We start from the raw sequence: 13,762 nt of genomic DNA, 5'->3' as shown, positions 1-13,762 counted from the left end.
GAGCGTCCGCTGCAGAACGGGCAGGGATCGCTGCTTTCGATTCGCGTTCGAGCCAACTCCACCTCCAGGCAGGAGAGCACCCAATTGCGCCTACCCGAAAGATAATTCGCCAGCGTCACTGAGCAAGGGAGCTGCTACCCGGGGGCGCGGGGTCACAGAAAAAGGGGAGCACCGGAGTGCTCCCCTTTGTGTTCGGCGGCCCGGGCCCTGGTTTAGACCAGCGGCATGGGGACGGGCTTCTCGCCGGAGTAGTCGTAGAAGCCCTTGCCGCTCTTGCGGCCGAAGTAGCCCAGCGAAACCATGCGCTTGAGCAGCGGCGGAGACGCGTAGCGCTTCTCCTTGTACTCGTCGAACATGATGCCGCCGATCTTGTCGAGCGTGTCGAGCCCCACGAAGTCGCTCAGCACGAACGGGCCCATGGGGTAGCCGGTGCCCAGCTGCATCCCCTTGTCGATGTCCTCGATGGTCGCCACGCCCTGCTCCAGCGCGCGGATGGCGTCCATCATGTACGGCACCAGCAGCAGGTTCACCACGAAGCCCGAGTTGTCCTTGCAGACGATGGGCTCCTTGCCCAGCGACTTCGCGAACTGGAAGGCAGTGTCGAACACCGCCGGGTCGGTGGCGATGGTCTTGACCACCTCCACCAGCTTCATCACCGGCACCGGGTTGAAGAAGTGCAGCCCCACCATCCGCTCGGGCCGCTTCGTGGCCGCCGCCATGTCGGCGATCGTCAGCGACGAGGTGTTGCTTGCGAAGATCGTCTCCGGCCCGCAGACCGAGTCCAGCGTCTGCCACATCTGATTCTTCAGGGCCAGGTCTTCGACCACGGCCTCGATGATGATGTCGCAGTCGCGCAGGTCTTCGAGGCTGGTGGTGCCCTTGAGGCGGCCCAGGATGGCGTCGCGGTCCTCGGCGGCCATCTTTCCCTTTTCCACCGACTTGCCCAGCTGCTTGCCGATGCCGCCGATGCCGCGCTGGCACAGCTCGTCGCTCACCTCGCGCACCAGCGTCTCGTACCCCGCCGCGGCCGACACCTGCGCGATGCCGCTGCCCATCAGCCCGCACCCCAGCACGCCGACCCGCTTGATCTCCGCCATCGGATGTCTCCGTTGAGATGAACTCAGAAGGTGTTGGTCGATCAGAAAACCCGCATCCGCCCGTGCCGCGCGGCCGCTTTCGTGCCTAGCGCCGCTCGTCGCGCCGTCCCTCGCGCGGTCCGGGGCCCAGGCTGATGCCGCCCCAGCCGCCGCCCAGGCTGAACCCCCCGCCGCCAAAGGGGCCGCGCGGCGTGGGAAGCTTGAGCTCGTTGTGCTCCAGCCGGTCCAGGAACGACTCCAGCTTGTCCTGCGTGGAGTGCTGCACGGCGCCGTAGATGCCGCGCATTCCCCACCACGAGCCCAGCAGCGTGGGGAGGCTGAGCAGGGCCAGCGGGTCGATGATGGGGGTGGCCAGCACCGCCGCCGCGATGGCCGCCGCGCCGCCGCCGCCCACCGCCGCCGCCCCCGCCGCCAGCCCGGCGCGCGTGCCCGACGTATCCACCGAGACCTCCACCAGGCAGGTCTCGGCGTCCAGCGCCGCGACGGACACGTCCAGCTGCGCCAGGTCCATGGCCGCGTGCGACGCGCCGAACTTGCGGGCGGCGCGCCCCATCACCGCGGCCACGCCGGTGCCGCGCACGTAGCGCGTGCGGTCGGGAAAGCGCCGCTGCACCAGCATGTACTCGCACTTCAGCAGGTACTCCTCCACCAGCAGCCCGGTCGCCGCGGCCGGCCGGCGGACGGTGCGCGCCGCCCGAATGCCGGCGGGCCCCACCGTGCGGGCCAGCAGGCCGCGCTCCTCGGGCGGCCGCCCGCGCACGTCGGTGATGGCGCGGCGCACCGTCACCGGGTCCAGCCCCAGCTCCTGCCCGATGCGGATGACCTCGCCCTCGGAGATCCCCTCGTCGGGCGTCCCCGCCGCCGCCTGGATCTCCACGGCGCGGCGGATCACCGCCTCCAGCTCGTGGCTGGTCAGGCGCCGCGCCGGCAGCCCCCCGCCGGGGGCGGGCGGCTTGCCGGGCAGGTGCCCGCCGGAGGATCCGCTGGAGTCGGTCATGAGAGAAGTACCAAGTTCCGAGTGCCGAGTACCTAGTGATCGCCGTACTCGGCACTAGGTACTAGGTACTCGTCACTTCAGTTTCAATCCGCCGCGATGGCCTGCTGGGCCGCGGCCGGGAACGCCTCCACCACCAGCGCGATTCCCTGCCCGCCGCCGATGCAGGCGGTGCCCAGGCCAAAGCGCTTGCCCTGGCGACGCAGCTCGTGCAGAAGGTGCACGGTGATGCGCGCGCCGCTCATTCCCAGCGGGTGGCTCATGGCGATGGCGCCGCCCGACACGTTCACGCGCTCGCGGTCCAGCCCCAGTTCCTTTTCAACCGCGCAGTACTGCGACGCAAAGGCCTCGTTGACCTCGACCAGGTCCATCTGGCCCACGTCCATCTCCGCGCGCTTCAGCGCCAGCCGCGAGGCCGGCGCCGGGCCGATGCCCATGTGCTTGGGCTCCACGCCGGCGATCCCCCAGCTGACCAGGCGGCCGATGGGCTGCAGGCCGTTGCGCTGCGCGTACGCCGCGCTGGCGATCATCACCGCCGCGCCGCCGTCGCCGATCCCCGACGCGTTGCCGGCCGTCACCGTGCCGCCCTCCTTGAAGTACGGCTTCAGCTTGCCGAGCATCTCCATCGTGGTCTCGGGCCGCATGTGCTCGTCGCAGGCGAACAGCGTGTCGCCCTTGCGGCTCTTGAGGGTGATGGGGGTAATCTCGGCGTCGAAGCGCTTCTGCTCGCACGCGGCCGCGGCCAGCGTCTGGCTGCGGTGGGCGTACTCGTCCACCTCGGCGCGGGTGATGCCGTACTTGTCGGCCAGGTTCTCGGCCGTCACCGCCATGCTGCAGCCGGCAAAGGTGTCGGTGAGCGCCTCCCACAGCAGGTCCTCGTAGAACTTGCCGCTGGGCCCCAGCCGCTGGTCGCCCCAGCGGGCGCCGCGGATCACGTGGGGCGCCTGGCTCATGCTCTCGGTGCCGCCGCACAGCGCCACCTCGGCCTCGCCCAGCATGATCTCCATCGCCCCGCTGATGATGGCCTGGAAGCCGCTGCCGCACAGGCGGTTCAGCGTAAGCGCCGGCGTGTCCATCGGCAGCCCGGCGCGCAGGCCGATGTGGCGCGCCAGGTAGATGGCGTCGGACGAGGTCTGCAGCGCGTTGCCGAAGACCACGTGCCCCACCTCCTCGGCGGGCACGCCCGACTCGTCCAGCGCGGCCTTTGCCGCGAACACCCCCAGGTCGGTGGCCGAAAAGTCCTTCAGCGATCCGCCGAAGGTGCCCATTCCCGTCCGCTTGGCGGAGAGGAAGACGACGTCCGTGTCCTTGCCCTGCGTAGCCATGTCTGGATCGACCTCTTGCGTCTCTTGATGGATCGCGGCGGAAGGGAAACGTGGCAGAATACCGGCCGAAGGTCGTTGCGTCAAGCGGACTTCCACCGTTCCGGCCGATGAGCCGCGCTCACGCGCACGCCGCTGCATCCCTCCGTCCCGCCCCCGGTCCTTCCCGCGCAGAACTCCGCGGAGCGAGGAGAGTCGAGCCGCCATCCGCATCGACCCGGAGCATGTGATCCCCCGGGCCGTACGTCCTGGAAGCAGTTGCAGGCTATTCCCTATTCCCTGTTCCCTATTCCCTCTCCCCTAAAAACTACTTCCCCTCGTCCGCATCGTGCGCCATCTCGTCCAGCGCGACCACGGCGCCCAGGATCAGCCCCTCGTCCTCGCCCTGGGCGATGTCGATGCCGTAGGTGTCGGTGAGCGCGAACCACTTCTTGGAGACGCTGGCGACCGTGCGGCCGTCGCGGCGGATCTCGTACTCGTGGTCCAGCAGGTCGCCCTTTACGCCCAGGTCTTCGCCGCCCGCCACGTCGATGCCGAAGCGGTCACGAAAGGGCGAGATCAGCGCCTTCTTCACCGTGGCGATGGTCTCGCCGCCGCGCAGGATCTTCATGCTGTCGCGCAGGGCGATCTTCTTTTCGCGGATGGTGGCCACCTCCCTGCCCTGCATGTCGGTGATCTCGAACGTCTCGCGAATCCGCAGCACCTTGCCGTCCACCTTGAAGGCCGGCCGCCCGTTCGCGTCCTCGATGGTGAAGTCTTCGCCCAGCGAGATCAGGTGCTGCCGCATCTTGTAGCGCGCCATCGTCGTCCATCCCCGTTCCGGTATCCGTCCGCGTGCGAGCCGCGCATGCCGGGCAAGCACCGAGCCGGAGTCGTGCCCGGCGCGGAGTGTGCAGGCACCGCGTGTCGGCCGTCCGCGTCGCCCATCCATCGAGGGACCCACGTTCATGAGCTTTTCGCTCACCCAGTTCGGGCTCAAGGAGATGCTCCGCTGCGGGCTGGACCTGCGCAAGAGCGCGGGCGAGGCCGGGACGCTGGAGGAGGTGGCGCGCACCGTCGTCCACTACTTTCACGACGAGTGCCGCGACGCGGAGGGCGGCCGCGAGTGCCTGCTGGCGCGCTTCTACAAGACGCACGCGTACGGCGGGCTGCCGCCGGACCTGCAGGCGTTCGCGCGCGGCGTGCTGGCGCCCGACCCGCCGTCCGACGACATGCAGTGCCTGACGCTGCTGGCCACCGCCGGCGCCGAGCCGGAGTGGAACGCGCGCGAGTCGTCGCGCGGCCACCAGGCCATTCCGCTGGCCAGCGTGCAAGTGGTGGAGCAGGCGCCCATGATCGCGGAGCTGGTCCGGGCCATGGGGCTGGACGTGCGGATGGTGGTGGATCCCGACGCGACCCTCATCCGCGGCGCGGAGGGCAAGACGTTCAACGTGTTCTACGTGCCCCAGGCGCAGGGAAGCCCGCACATCCCCGCGCAGGACTTCGTGCAGCGCTACGCGGTGTGCTCGGTGCTGGGCTTTGGCGGGGTGCTGGTGACGGGGGAGTTCTACGCCGTCATCCTCTTTACGCGCGTCACCATTCCGCCCGAGAGCGCCGACCGCTTTCGCAACGTGGCGCTGGACCTGAAGCTCGCCATCTCGTCCGCGGCGGTGAACGCCACCTTCGGCACCGTGCCCGGCGTCCTGAAGGCCGTAAAGCCTCTCGAGCCGCTGGAACCCCTCGAGCCCACCGGCGCGGCGGGAGGCTGAAAGGCGGCGCCGGCTCCAGAAGTCCGCCATTCCCGCTCGCCACGCATGTTTCCTTGCGTCCGCCCGTGCCCTTCGGATAAATTTCGGTCGACGTGCATCCGCCGACGTACTTCCTCCCTTGAACGCCGATGGCCAGCAGCAAAGCCGAGACGGTGGAGCAGTACCTCCAGGAGCTGCCCGAGGAGCGCCGCGCGGTGGTTTCGGCCGTGCGCGACGTCGTTCTGCGCAGCCTGCCGAAGGGGTACCGGGAAGGGATGGGCTTCGGGATGATCGGCTACGTGGTGCCGCTGGAGGATTATCCCGACACCTACAACCGCCAGCCGCTGTCCTACGCCGCGCTGGCCGCGCAGAAGAACTACTACGCGCTGTACCTGAGCTGCGTGGGGCGGGAGCAGTGGCTGCGCGACGAGTTCGCCAGGGCCGGCAAAAAGCTGGACATGGGCAAGTCGTGCCTGCGCTTCAAGAAGCTGGACGACCTGCCGCTGGACGCCATCGCCACCCTGATCGCCGGCACGCCGCCCGCCGAGTTCATCGCGCAGTACGAGCGCGCGCGGGAGCAGGCAGGGGCAAGGGCGTGAGAGGGTGTTTGCTGACGCTCCCCGCCACGATTGTCATCCTGAAGGAGCGCCGCGCCGCGCACCCTGTTGAAGCAACACGGACTGTCATTCCGAGGCCCGCCCACGCTGCCGCCGGAGGAATGCCCCACAGATTGCAGGGCCGAGGAATCTACTGTCGGCCCGCGGGGGGGCGGACGCGGTAGCCCGCGCCATTGCCGCGGTGGCGAAACCGCCAGACAGGGCCAGTCCGGGGCGTTGCGGCGGGCCACGAGGAAACGGAAAGTAGATTCCTCGGTCGCGCACCGGGTTCCGTGGTTGGACAAGGTGCCGTGCGGCGCTCCCTCGGAATGACAGATCGCGCTGGGTTCAGGGTTTTCTGTTCAGCGAGGCGCCGCTCCCGCAACCTGCTCGTACGATGTACCTTGGCGCCGACCGAAGGATCTCGCCGGCACGTGTGGCTTTTCCGGGTTTGGCGAAACGTCCTGAGCCACGTCCGCGCATTCGGATCGCACCCCACGGCGGACGATGTTGCCGTGGGGGCTTGTGCAACGGGCGCCGGGGCGAAAAATTCCCCGCCGACGAACTGACACACGCGCCGCCCGTGCACCCGACCAAGAGGTTAGACAGATGGGATATCGTGAGGATCCGGAAGCCCGCTCCACCCTGAACGCCGCCCTTACCGGGCTGGCATTCGGACTGGTCTGGCTGGCCGTGGTGTCCGTGATCTCCTTTGCCTGGGCCGGCGGGTTCGGCGGCGGGCACTGATCGGCCGCTGATCCAGACGCGGAGACACGACGAGCCCGGACGCGCACCACCGCGCGTCCGGGCTCCTTCGTTTGCGTGTACGGGCTGCCGGAGGTGACCCGCCGCTCTCCTTGCCCGCGCCGGGCGCCGCGCCTAAGCTTCGCCGCGTGGGACCCGGGCCCGGGCGCGCATCTGAAGAGCGCGTCCGGGCCTTCCACCTGAACGCCCCGCGCCGCGCCCGGATGCCGCTCTACGACCTGCTTCGCCCCGCCCTCTTTTCGCTCGATCCGGAGCAGGCCCACCGCTTGGGCACGGCGGCGCTGCACGCGGCGCTGCTCACGCCGCCGCAGCGCGCCGCCGCCCGCGCGCTGCTGGAGGTGCGCGACCCCGCGCTGGCAAGCGAGCGCTTCGGCATCCGCTTTCCCAACCCGGTGGGGATGGCCGCCGGGTTCGACAAGGCCGGCGAGTCGTTCAACGCACTGGGCGCGCTGGGCTTCGGCTTCGTGGAGATCGGCACGGTGACGGCGCTGGCGCAGCCGGGCAACCCGCGGCCGCGTCTCTTTCGCCTTCCCGCGGACCAGGCGGTGCTCAACCGCATGGGCTTCAACAACCCCGGCGCGGAGGCGGTGGCGGCCAGGCTGAGGCGGACGGCGATCGAGCCGGTGCTGGGGATCAACATCGGCAAGAGCAAGGCGGCGGCGCTGGAAGACGCCGCCGCCGACTACCTGCGCAGCCTGGAGCTGCTGGAGCCGTTCGCCGCGTACCTGGCGGTAAACGTGAGCTCGCCCAACACGCCGGGGCTGCGGCAGCTGCAGGACGCCGCGCCGCTCCGCGAGCTTCTGCGCGCCCTGCGCGCCCGCGCCGCCACGCTCGCCGCCGCCCGCGGGCAGGCGCCCAAACCCATCCTGCTCAAGATCGCCCCCGACCTCACCGACCCGCAGGTGGAAGAAGCCGCCGGGATCGCGCTGGAGGAGGGCGTCGCCGGGCTCATCGCCACCAACACCACCGTTTCGCGCGACGGGCTGCGCACGCCCGCCGCGGAGGTGGAGCGGATGGGGGCCGGCGGCATCAGCGGCGCGCCCGTCCACCGCCGCGCCGTGGAGGTGGTCTCGCGGGTCTACCGCACCACGGGCGGCCGCCTGCCCATCGTGGGCGTGGGCGGTGTGTTCGGCGCGGACGACGCGTGGCGGATGGTGCGCGCGGGCGCCGGGCTGGTGCAGGTGTGGACGGGGTTCATCTACCGCGGCCATGGCATCGCGCGCGAGATCAACCGCGGGCTGCTGAACCGCCTGCGCCGCGAGGGGATGAAGTCGATCGGCGACGCCGTGGGGGCGGCGCACCGGTGATCCCCACCCCGCGCACCGCCCGCTTTCTGCGCGCCTACCTGCGCGACGCCGCCGCCTCCGTCCGCGAGACGGAGACGTTCGTGGAGGTGGACGGCGAGCGGCGCGAGGCCACGCTGTACCTGCCGGACCGCCCCCGCCCCGCGCCCGGCTGGGTGGTGCTGCACGGGCTTACCGTCCCCGGCCGCCACCACAAGGCCATGAAGCGCTTCGTCCGCTCGCTGGCGGCGTCGGGCGCGGTGGTGCTGGTGCCGGACGTCCCCGCCTGGCGCAACCTGACGCTGGACCTGGACGGCGCCCGCCGCACCCTGGCCGCCGGCGCGCGCTTTTTGGCCGGCCGGCCGGAGGTGCGCCCCGGCGGGGTGGGCGCGGTGGGGTTCTCGTTCGGGGCCACGCAGGCGCTGATCGCCGCGGCCGACCCGGCGCTGCAGCCGGACCTGCGCGCGGTGGTCGCCTTTGGCGCGTACTGCGACGTGACGCGGATGGTGCGCTGCACCTTTACCGGCGAGCACGAGTGGGAAGGCGAGGGCGAGCGCATCGACCCCGACCCGTACGGGCGGTGGATCCTGGCCGGCAACTTCCTGACGGCCGTCCCGGGGATGGAGGGGATGGGGGACGTGCAGGCCGCCGCGCACGCGCTGGCGCTGGAGGCCGGCCGGCGCGGGGTGATGGCGTGGGAGGCCGAGTACGATGCCATGAAGCGCGAGACGCGCGAGCGCCTCTCCCCCGCCGGGCGCGAGGTGTGGGACCTGCTGGCGCCGCCCTCCGGCACCACGCCCGCCGACATGGACGCCGCGCGCCGCCTGGCCGACGCGCTGGGCCGGGCCATGCTGGAGCGCTTTCCCGCGCTGGACCCGCGGCCGCACCTGGGCGCCATCCAGGGCCGCGTCATCCTTTCGCATGGCCGCGCCGACCGGCTGATCCCCTGGACCGAGTCGCTGCGCCTGCAGTCCATGATGCCGCCCGCCGCCCGCGCATCCACCACCATCACGGGCCTGTTCGCCCACTCCGCGCACGCCGGCTGGATGCACCCGCTGGACCGCGTCCGCGAAACCGCCCAGTTCATCCGCCTCCTCAACGACGCGCTGGGCGCAGTCTGATTATCCTCGACACCGCGCCGAGCCGATCACCGCGGGGACGGCGAGATGGATGTCAACGCTGTCCCAGTGCAGTCCATACCCTGATGGAGTCATGCGCACAGCCCCGATCACCTCGTCCTCCAGCCCTGCGAGTGCGGGACAATCGCTTACGGGCACCGCCACGAACGTCCCGTCCCGCAATTGCAGGACGAGAGTACGGCGCGAGGTATCGTAGCGGACGGAACTGGCACGAGGCTCGACCGCCGCAGCCGCCGCTTCAGCCGCGACGCCGGCAAGGAACTGGCGGTCGAGTTCTTCATCGTTGAGACTTGCCGGCCTCCAATGTCGGCCCATACCTCTCCTTCATTCATGCTCATACCGAATCCAGGAAACAACACCTTCATGGGTACAGAGGAACAGAGTCAGACAGAGCGAGCTGAAATATCATCTTGGCTTCCTCTGTCTGACTCTGTTCCTCTGTACGATTATTCTTTTTCAGGATCTGGTATCATATTACTCGCCCCCTCCCCAAAACTGCTGGGGGAGGTTGGTGATGCCGACGGGTGGAGGCTGGGCGACAGACATTGAGCTGGCGCCGGCGAGGGGCCCCTCCCCGCTCGTTCCCCGCGGAGAGGGAAGCACCCAACCCGCAACGTGGCGCAGACACTTGCCCTACTTCACACCTGCTAGTCCGCGAAGGCGGCTTTCGTGTGGTTGTTGCACCGAATTCATTCGCCATTGCCGCTCGTTGCACCGCACTCGCGGGAACGCTCCGCAACAAGCTACTACCTTTATACCCTCTCCCGGTTGCGGGAGGGTGCGAGCCTAGGCGAGCGGGTGAGCCCCCCCGGCGCAGCACGAGCCCGGAGGAACACTCCCCAGGCTCGCCCTGCATCCCACTGTAACCTGTCCCCTAATCCCCTTATCCCCTGGGCTCCGACGACGCGCCGGCGCTGGACTGCGGCACCACGTCCCCGTGCGGCTGGGGCTGCGGCTGGTCCACGCGCACCGTCAGGTGGTTCAGCACGCCGCGCACGCCCTGCGTCTCCCACGCGTCGTCCCAGGCGTAGCGCGCCTCCATGAAGTCGTCCACCTCGCCGCGCAGGGTCACCACGCCGTCCTCCACCTCCACGTCGATCCGGTCGATGTCCACCCACACGTCCTCGTACAGCCGGCGGCGCACGGCGTCCAGGATCTCGTCGTCATCCATCTCCCAACCGTTGTCGTCCAGCTCGTAGCCCCAGCGCTCGCCGCGCGGGCCCGGCTGGCGGCTCAGCTCGGGGTGGCGCTGGTACGCCTGCTCGGGGATGAAGGGCTGGCGCGCGTATCCGCCGTCCCGGAAATCAGCGGGATAGCCGCCCTGGAAGTCACCGGGATAGCCGCCCTGGAAGTCCGCGCCGTAGCCGCCCCAGCCCACGCGCCGGCCGGGCCCCTCGGCGTAGCCGCCCTGCGGCGCCTCGTATGCGCCGCCGTAGATGCCGCGGTCGTAGCCGCCGGGCCCCTCCCAGCGCCCGTACTGCACGTCGCGCGGGCTCCACCGCCCGCCGCCCATGATCTCGCGGGGCGGACGGCTCCACTCGTAGCCGCCGCGGCGCGGCCCCCATCCTCCCGAAAATCCCCCGTCGTACCGGTGCATCCTCGCCTCCCCGTTCTGGCTCGTGCCCCACGCCCGCATCCCGGCGCCGCCCGGCCGGCGCGCAAGTCCCGTTCCCCCCTCCCGGCTTGTTGCGGCCGGGCACGGACCCTAGCTTCGGCGAATGGAATCCCCTGCGCACACTCCTCCACAACCGCCCCTGGGCGTGATCCTGGCCGGCGGCGCCAGCACCCGCTTCGGCGCGCCCAAGGCGCTGGCCACAGTGGGCGGGCGCCGCATCGTGGACCGCGTGCGCGACGCGCTGGAGGGGGCGGTGCCGGAGGTCGTGATCTCCGCCAACGATCCGGGGCTCTTCGCGGACCTGGGGCTGCCCATGCGCCTGGACGACGTTCCCGGGCTGGGCGCGCTGGGCGGCATCCACACGGCGCTGCGCTGGGCGGCGGAATGCGGAAACTCGGGCGCGCTGGTAGTCGCCTGCGACATGCCCTGGGTGTCTGCGCCGCTGCTGCGGATGATCGTGGAGCGCGCCGCATCCACCCGGGCCGACGCCGTGGTCCCGGAGAGCGGCGGGCGGCGCGGGATGGAGCCACTGTGCGCCTGGTACTCCATCCGCTGCCTCCCGCGGATCGAGCGGATGATCGCGGACGGAGAGCGGCGCGTGCACCGCCTGCTCATCGGCGGCGTGGATGCCGAGATCATCCCGCTGGCGGACGTGCGGCGCGTCGGTGACCCGGATCTCCTCTTTCTGAACGTGAACACGGTGGATGACCTGCGCCTGGCGGAGGAGCGGAGCGTGCCCCCCGCCGTCTGCATCGTCGGACGGAAGAACAGCGGCAAGACCACGCTGACGGTGGCCGTTCTGGCGGAGCTGCGGCGGCGGGGGCTGCGCGTGGCCTCCATCAAGCACGGCCACCACGCCTTCGAGACGGACCAGCCGGGACGCGACAGCTGGCGGCACTTCAACGAGGGGGAGGCGGAGGCCACCCTCATGGCCGGCGCGGGAAAGATCGCGCTGGTGATGCGGATGGACGGCAAGCCCGATCCCATTGCGCTGGTGCGGGACTTCTACGCGGGGCGCGGATACGACCTGGTGCTGATCGAGGGCTACAAGCAGGGCCCCTATCCGCGGATCGAGGTCTTTCGCCGCGCCGTGCACGACCGGCCGCTGTACGACGACGCGGCGGATCGCGATCGATTCCTCGCGCTGGTGACGGACGATGCGGAGCTGCGGGCGGACGTGCCGGCCATCGTGATGGATGCGGATGATCCCGCGGCGCACGTGGGGCGCGTGGCGGAGCTCATCATCCACCGGGTCCTCGGCCATGCCGGCTGAGCGCGCGGCGGACTGGCTGACGGCACCGGAGGCGCTCGCGGCCATCCTCAACGGCGTGCGGGTGCTGGACGCGGAGGAGCGTGCGCTGCTGGAGGCGCTGGGCTCGGTGCTGGCGGAGGACGTCGGTTCGCCGGTGGACCTGCCGCCGTGGGACAACAGCGCCATGGACGGGTTCGCCGTGCGCGCGGCGGACGTGCGCGGCGCATCGGTGGATGCGCCGCGCGTGCTGCGCGTGGTGGACGACGTGCCGGCGGGGCACTTCGCGTCGCGGCCCGTCGGCGCGGGGGAGGCGATCCGCATCATGACCGGCGCGCCCGTCCCCGGCGGCGCAGACGGCGTGGTGCGGGTGGAGCACACGGACGGCGGATCGGGGATCGGGACGGCGGAGGGGAGCGTCCGCATCCGCAGCGACGCGGACGCGGGGAAGAACGTGCGCCCTCGCGGCGAGGACGTGCGAACGGGTGACGTGGTGCTGCGTGCGGGGACCGTGCTGCGCGCGCCGGAGCTGGCGGTGGCGGCGGCGGTGGGGCGCGCGCGGCTGCCGGTCGTCCGCCGCCCCGTGGTCGCCGTGCTGGCGTCGGGGGACGAGCTGGTGCCGGTGGAGGACTTCGGCGAGGTGCGCACGGGGCGGCGCATCGTATCCACCAACTCGTACGCGCTGGCGGCGCAGCTGGCGGAGTGCGGGGTGGAGGCGCGCCTCCTGGGAATCGCCCGCGACACGCCGGAGAGCCTGCGCGAGCACCTGGAGCGCGCGGCGGGGTGCGACGCGCTGGTCACCACCGCCGGCATCAGCGTGGGCGAACACGACTACGTGGTGCGCACGCTGCGCGAAATGCGAACGGAGGTGGAGTTCTGGCGCGTGCGCATTCGCCCCGGCAGCGCGATGGCGTTCGGGCACGTGGGCGCGCTGGGCGGCATCCCCTGGTTCGGGCTGCCGGGGAACCCCGTCTCGACGATGGTGACCTTCGAGCTCTTCGTGCGCCCCGCGCTGCTGCGGATGTGCGGCCGCGCGCGCATCCACCTCCCCACCATCGATGCAGTGATGCGCGACGCGTACGCCGCGCGGGGGACGATGATGCACTTTCCCCGCGTGCGGCTGGCGCGCGAGGACGGCGCCACCTCCGCGCGGCTCACCGGCTCCCAGGGCTCCGGCGTCGGCACGTCGATGGCCGCCGCGGACGGCCTCGCCATCGTCCCCGCGGACACGGACGTCCTTCCGGGCGAAAACGTGCGCGTCGTCGTGTTGGGCGGCGCGCCGCTGGTGGAAGAGGCGCCGTTCTGAGCCGCGAAATCATCCCCAACCACCCATCGATCCAACGATGACGACGGAGGAGCAGAACCTGGAGACGGCGCGCGCCTACCTGGCCGCCATCGAAGGCGGCGCGACGGGTGAGGCGCTGGCGTGCTGGTTCACGGAAGACGTGGTGCAGGAGGAGTTTCCGAATCGCCTGGTGCCGAATGGCGCGCGCCGCGGGCTGGCCGAGCTGCTGGAGGGCGCGGAGCGCGGCCAGAAGGTGATGCAGGCGCAGCGGTACGAGGTGCTGTCGGCCATGGCCGGTGGCGAGCGGGTCGCGCTGGAGGTGCAGTGGACGGGCACGGTGGCGATCCCGCTGGGCTCGCTGCCGGCCGGCGGGCAGATGCGGGCGCGGTTCGGCGTGTTCCTGGACTTTCGCGACGGCCGCATCGCCGCCCAGCGCAACTACGACTGCTTCGATCCGTGGTGAGGATCGTTCGATTGCGTCAAGTGACTTCCTGAGAGGGTGTTGCCAAGCCTCCCAGCGTGATTGACTTCCTGAGCCTGAGAGTGTGTTTAAGAATCCCTGCGCTCGCGCCCGTATGTCATTTCGAAGGAGGCGCCACACCGCACCATCGGCTCGCACGAAATCCGGCGCGCCGACTGAGAAATCTACTGTCTGCTGCTGGTGCCCCGCTGCACCGCTCCGGCACTGGC

Annotated in this window: 14 protein-coding genes; 8 read left to right on the top strand and 6 right to left on the bottom strand. The window is 70.7% G+C overall.

Annotation, left to right across the window (positions count from 1 at the left end):
* Positions 1 to 212 precede the first annotated feature (212 nt).
* The 4 genes from VGC13_RS09110 to VGC13_RS09095 form a co-directional block, all read right to left on the bottom strand.
* Positions 213 to 1,097 carry a 3-hydroxybutyryl-CoA dehydrogenase gene (locus VGC13_RS09110; protein WP_331124927.1) on the bottom strand — a complete coding sequence of 295 codons (885 nt, stop codon included), beginning with the start codon at positions 1,095 to 1,097 and terminating at the stop codon, positions 213 to 215.
* 85 nt (positions 1,098 to 1,182) lie between these two features.
* The gene (locus VGC13_RS09105; RefSeq protein WP_331124926.1) at positions 1,183 to 2,094 is read right to left on the bottom strand and encodes a hypothetical protein; all 912 of its coding nucleotides are present in this window, start codon (positions 2,092 to 2,094) and stop codon (positions 1,183 to 1,185) included.
* An 83-nt stretch (positions 2,095 to 2,177) separates the two neighbouring features.
* Positions 2,178 to 3,554 (bottom strand): acetyl-CoA C-acetyltransferase, encoded by a 1,377-nt coding sequence (locus VGC13_RS09100; RefSeq protein ID WP_331124925.1) that lies wholly within the window; start codon positions 3,552 to 3,554, stop codon positions 2,178 to 2,180.
* A 166-nt stretch (positions 3,555 to 3,720) separates the two neighbouring features.
* Positions 3,721 to 4,215, bottom strand: a complete 495-nt coding sequence (locus VGC13_RS09095; protein ID WP_331124924.1) for an LURP-one-related/scramblase family protein — start codon at positions 4,213 to 4,215, stop codon at positions 3,721 to 3,723.
* A gap of 145 nt (positions 4,216 to 4,360) precedes the next feature.
* Here VGC13_RS09095 and VGC13_RS09090 point away from each other — a divergent pair, with 145 nt between their 5' ends.
* The 5 genes from VGC13_RS09090 to VGC13_RS09070 all read left to right on the top strand — a co-directional run bounded on the left by VGC13_RS09090 (position 4,361) and on the right by VGC13_RS09070 (position 8,905).
* A complete protein-coding gene (locus VGC13_RS09090) occupies positions 4,361 to 5,161 on the top strand; it encodes a hypothetical protein (RefSeq protein WP_331124923.1) in 801 nt (266 codons plus the stop codon).
* Between the two features lie 128 nt (positions 5,162 to 5,289).
* Positions 5,290 to 5,739, top strand: a complete 450-nt coding sequence (locus VGC13_RS09085) for a DUF1801 domain-containing protein (RefSeq protein WP_331124922.1) — start codon at positions 5,290 to 5,292, stop codon at positions 5,737 to 5,739.
* Between the two features lie 606 nt (positions 5,740 to 6,345).
* Positions 6,346 to 6,483, top strand: coding sequence for a hypothetical protein (locus VGC13_RS09080; RefSeq protein WP_331124921.1), 138 nt, complete (start codon positions 6,346 to 6,348; stop codon positions 6,481 to 6,483).
* Positions 6,484 to 6,704: 221 nt separating this feature from the next.
* Positions 6,705 to 7,808 carry a quinone-dependent dihydroorotate dehydrogenase gene (locus VGC13_RS09075; RefSeq protein WP_331124920.1) on the top strand — a complete coding sequence of 368 codons (1,104 nt, stop codon included), beginning with the start codon at positions 6,705 to 6,707 and terminating at the stop codon, positions 7,806 to 7,808.
* Positions 7,805 to 8,905: a hypothetical protein gene (locus VGC13_RS09070; protein WP_331124919.1), complete on the top strand. Its 1,101-nt coding sequence runs from the start codon at positions 7,805 to 7,807 to the stop codon at positions 8,903 to 8,905. Before VGC13_RS09075 ends, VGC13_RS09070 begins: the two co-directional genes overlap by 4 nt.
* On the opposite strand, the gene VGC13_RS33620 is transcribed toward VGC13_RS09070, so the two are convergent.
* The gene (locus VGC13_RS33620) at positions 8,906 to 9,238 is read right to left on the bottom strand and encodes a DUF2442 domain-containing protein (RefSeq protein WP_414682986.1); all 333 of its coding nucleotides are present in this window, start codon (positions 9,236 to 9,238) and stop codon (positions 8,906 to 8,908) included. It abuts the gene before it with no gap.
* A gap of 568 nt (positions 9,239 to 9,806) precedes the next feature.
* Positions 9,807 to 10,520, bottom strand: a complete 714-nt coding sequence (locus tag VGC13_RS09065) for a BON domain-containing protein (RefSeq protein WP_331124918.1) — start codon at positions 10,518 to 10,520, stop codon at positions 9,807 to 9,809.
* Between the two features lie 121 nt (positions 10,521 to 10,641).
* Here VGC13_RS09065 and mobB point away from each other — a divergent pair, with 121 nt between their 5' ends.
* From mobB to VGC13_RS09050, 3 genes are read left to right on the top strand one after another with little or no spacing between them, the layout of a single operon-like run.
* On the top strand, positions 10,642 to 11,811 hold the full coding sequence (mobB, locus tag VGC13_RS09060; protein ID WP_331124917.1) for a molybdopterin-guanine dinucleotide biosynthesis protein B: 1,170 nt from the start codon (positions 10,642 to 10,644) through the stop codon (positions 11,809 to 11,811).
* Positions 11,801 to 13,093 carry a gephyrin-like molybdotransferase Glp gene (gene glp, locus VGC13_RS09055; protein WP_331124916.1) on the top strand — a complete coding sequence of 431 codons (1,293 nt, stop codon included), beginning with the start codon at positions 11,801 to 11,803 and terminating at the stop codon, positions 13,091 to 13,093. Before mobB ends, glp begins: the two co-directional genes overlap by 11 nt.
* Positions 13,094 to 13,130: 37 nt before the next feature.
* Positions 13,131 to 13,535, top strand: coding sequence for a nuclear transport factor 2 family protein (locus VGC13_RS09050; protein WP_331124915.1), 405 nt, complete (start codon positions 13,131 to 13,133; stop codon positions 13,533 to 13,535).
* Positions 13,536 to 13,762 lie beyond the last annotated feature (227 nt).

Source organism: Longimicrobium sp., from assembly GCF_036399255.1.
Lineage (GTDB): Bacteria > Gemmatimonadota > Gemmatimonadetes > Longimicrobiales > Longimicrobiaceae > Longimicrobium.
The sequence above is the reverse complement of the archived record's forward strand: the minus strand, read 5'-3'. Positions and strand labels throughout refer to the sequence as shown.

Coding starts and splice junctions, on each gene's coding strand:
- VGC13_RS09075 (WP_331124920.1), top strand. CDS start 6,705: ATGCCGCTCTACGACCTGCTTCGCCCCGCCCTCTTTTCGCTCGATCCG.
- VGC13_RS09065 (WP_331124918.1), bottom strand. CDS start 10,520: ATGCACCGGTACGACGGGGGATTTTCGGGAGGATGGGGGCCGCGCCGC.
- VGC13_RS09085 (WP_331124922.1), top strand. CDS start 5,290: ATGGCCAGCAGCAAAGCCGAGACGGTGGAGCAGTACCTCCAGGAGCTG.
- glp (WP_331124916.1), top strand. CDS start 11,801: ATGCCGGCTGAGCGCGCGGCGGACTGGCTGACGGCACCGGAGGCGCTC.
- VGC13_RS09090 (WP_331124923.1), top strand. CDS start 4,361: ATGAGCTTTTCGCTCACCCAGTTCGGGCTCAAGGAGATGCTCCGCTGC.
- VGC13_RS09050 (WP_331124915.1), top strand. CDS start 13,131: ATGACGACGGAGGAGCAGAACCTGGAGACGGCGCGCGCCTACCTGGCC.
- VGC13_RS33620 (WP_414682986.1), bottom strand. CDS start 9,238: ATGGGCCGACATTGGAGGCCGGCAAGTCTCAACGATGAAGAACTCGAC.
- VGC13_RS09100 (WP_331124925.1), bottom strand. CDS start 3,554: ATGCAGCGGCGTGCGCGTGAGCGCGGCTCATCGGCCGGAACGGTGGAA.
- VGC13_RS09080 (WP_331124921.1), top strand. CDS start 6,346: ATGGGATATCGTGAGGATCCGGAAGCCCGCTCCACCCTGAACGCCGCC.
- VGC13_RS09105 (WP_331124926.1), bottom strand. CDS start 2,094: ATGACCGACTCCAGCGGATCCTCCGGCGGGCACCTGCCCGGCAAGCCG.
- VGC13_RS09095 (WP_331124924.1), bottom strand. CDS start 4,215: ATGGCGCGCTACAAGATGCGGCAGCACCTGATCTCGCTGGGCGAAGAC.
- VGC13_RS09110 (WP_331124927.1), bottom strand. CDS start 1,097: ATGGCGGAGATCAAGCGGGTCGGCGTGCTGGGGTGCGGGCTGATGGGC.
- mobB (WP_331124917.1), top strand. CDS start 10,642: ATGGAATCCCCTGCGCACACTCCTCCACAACCGCCCCTGGGCGTGATC.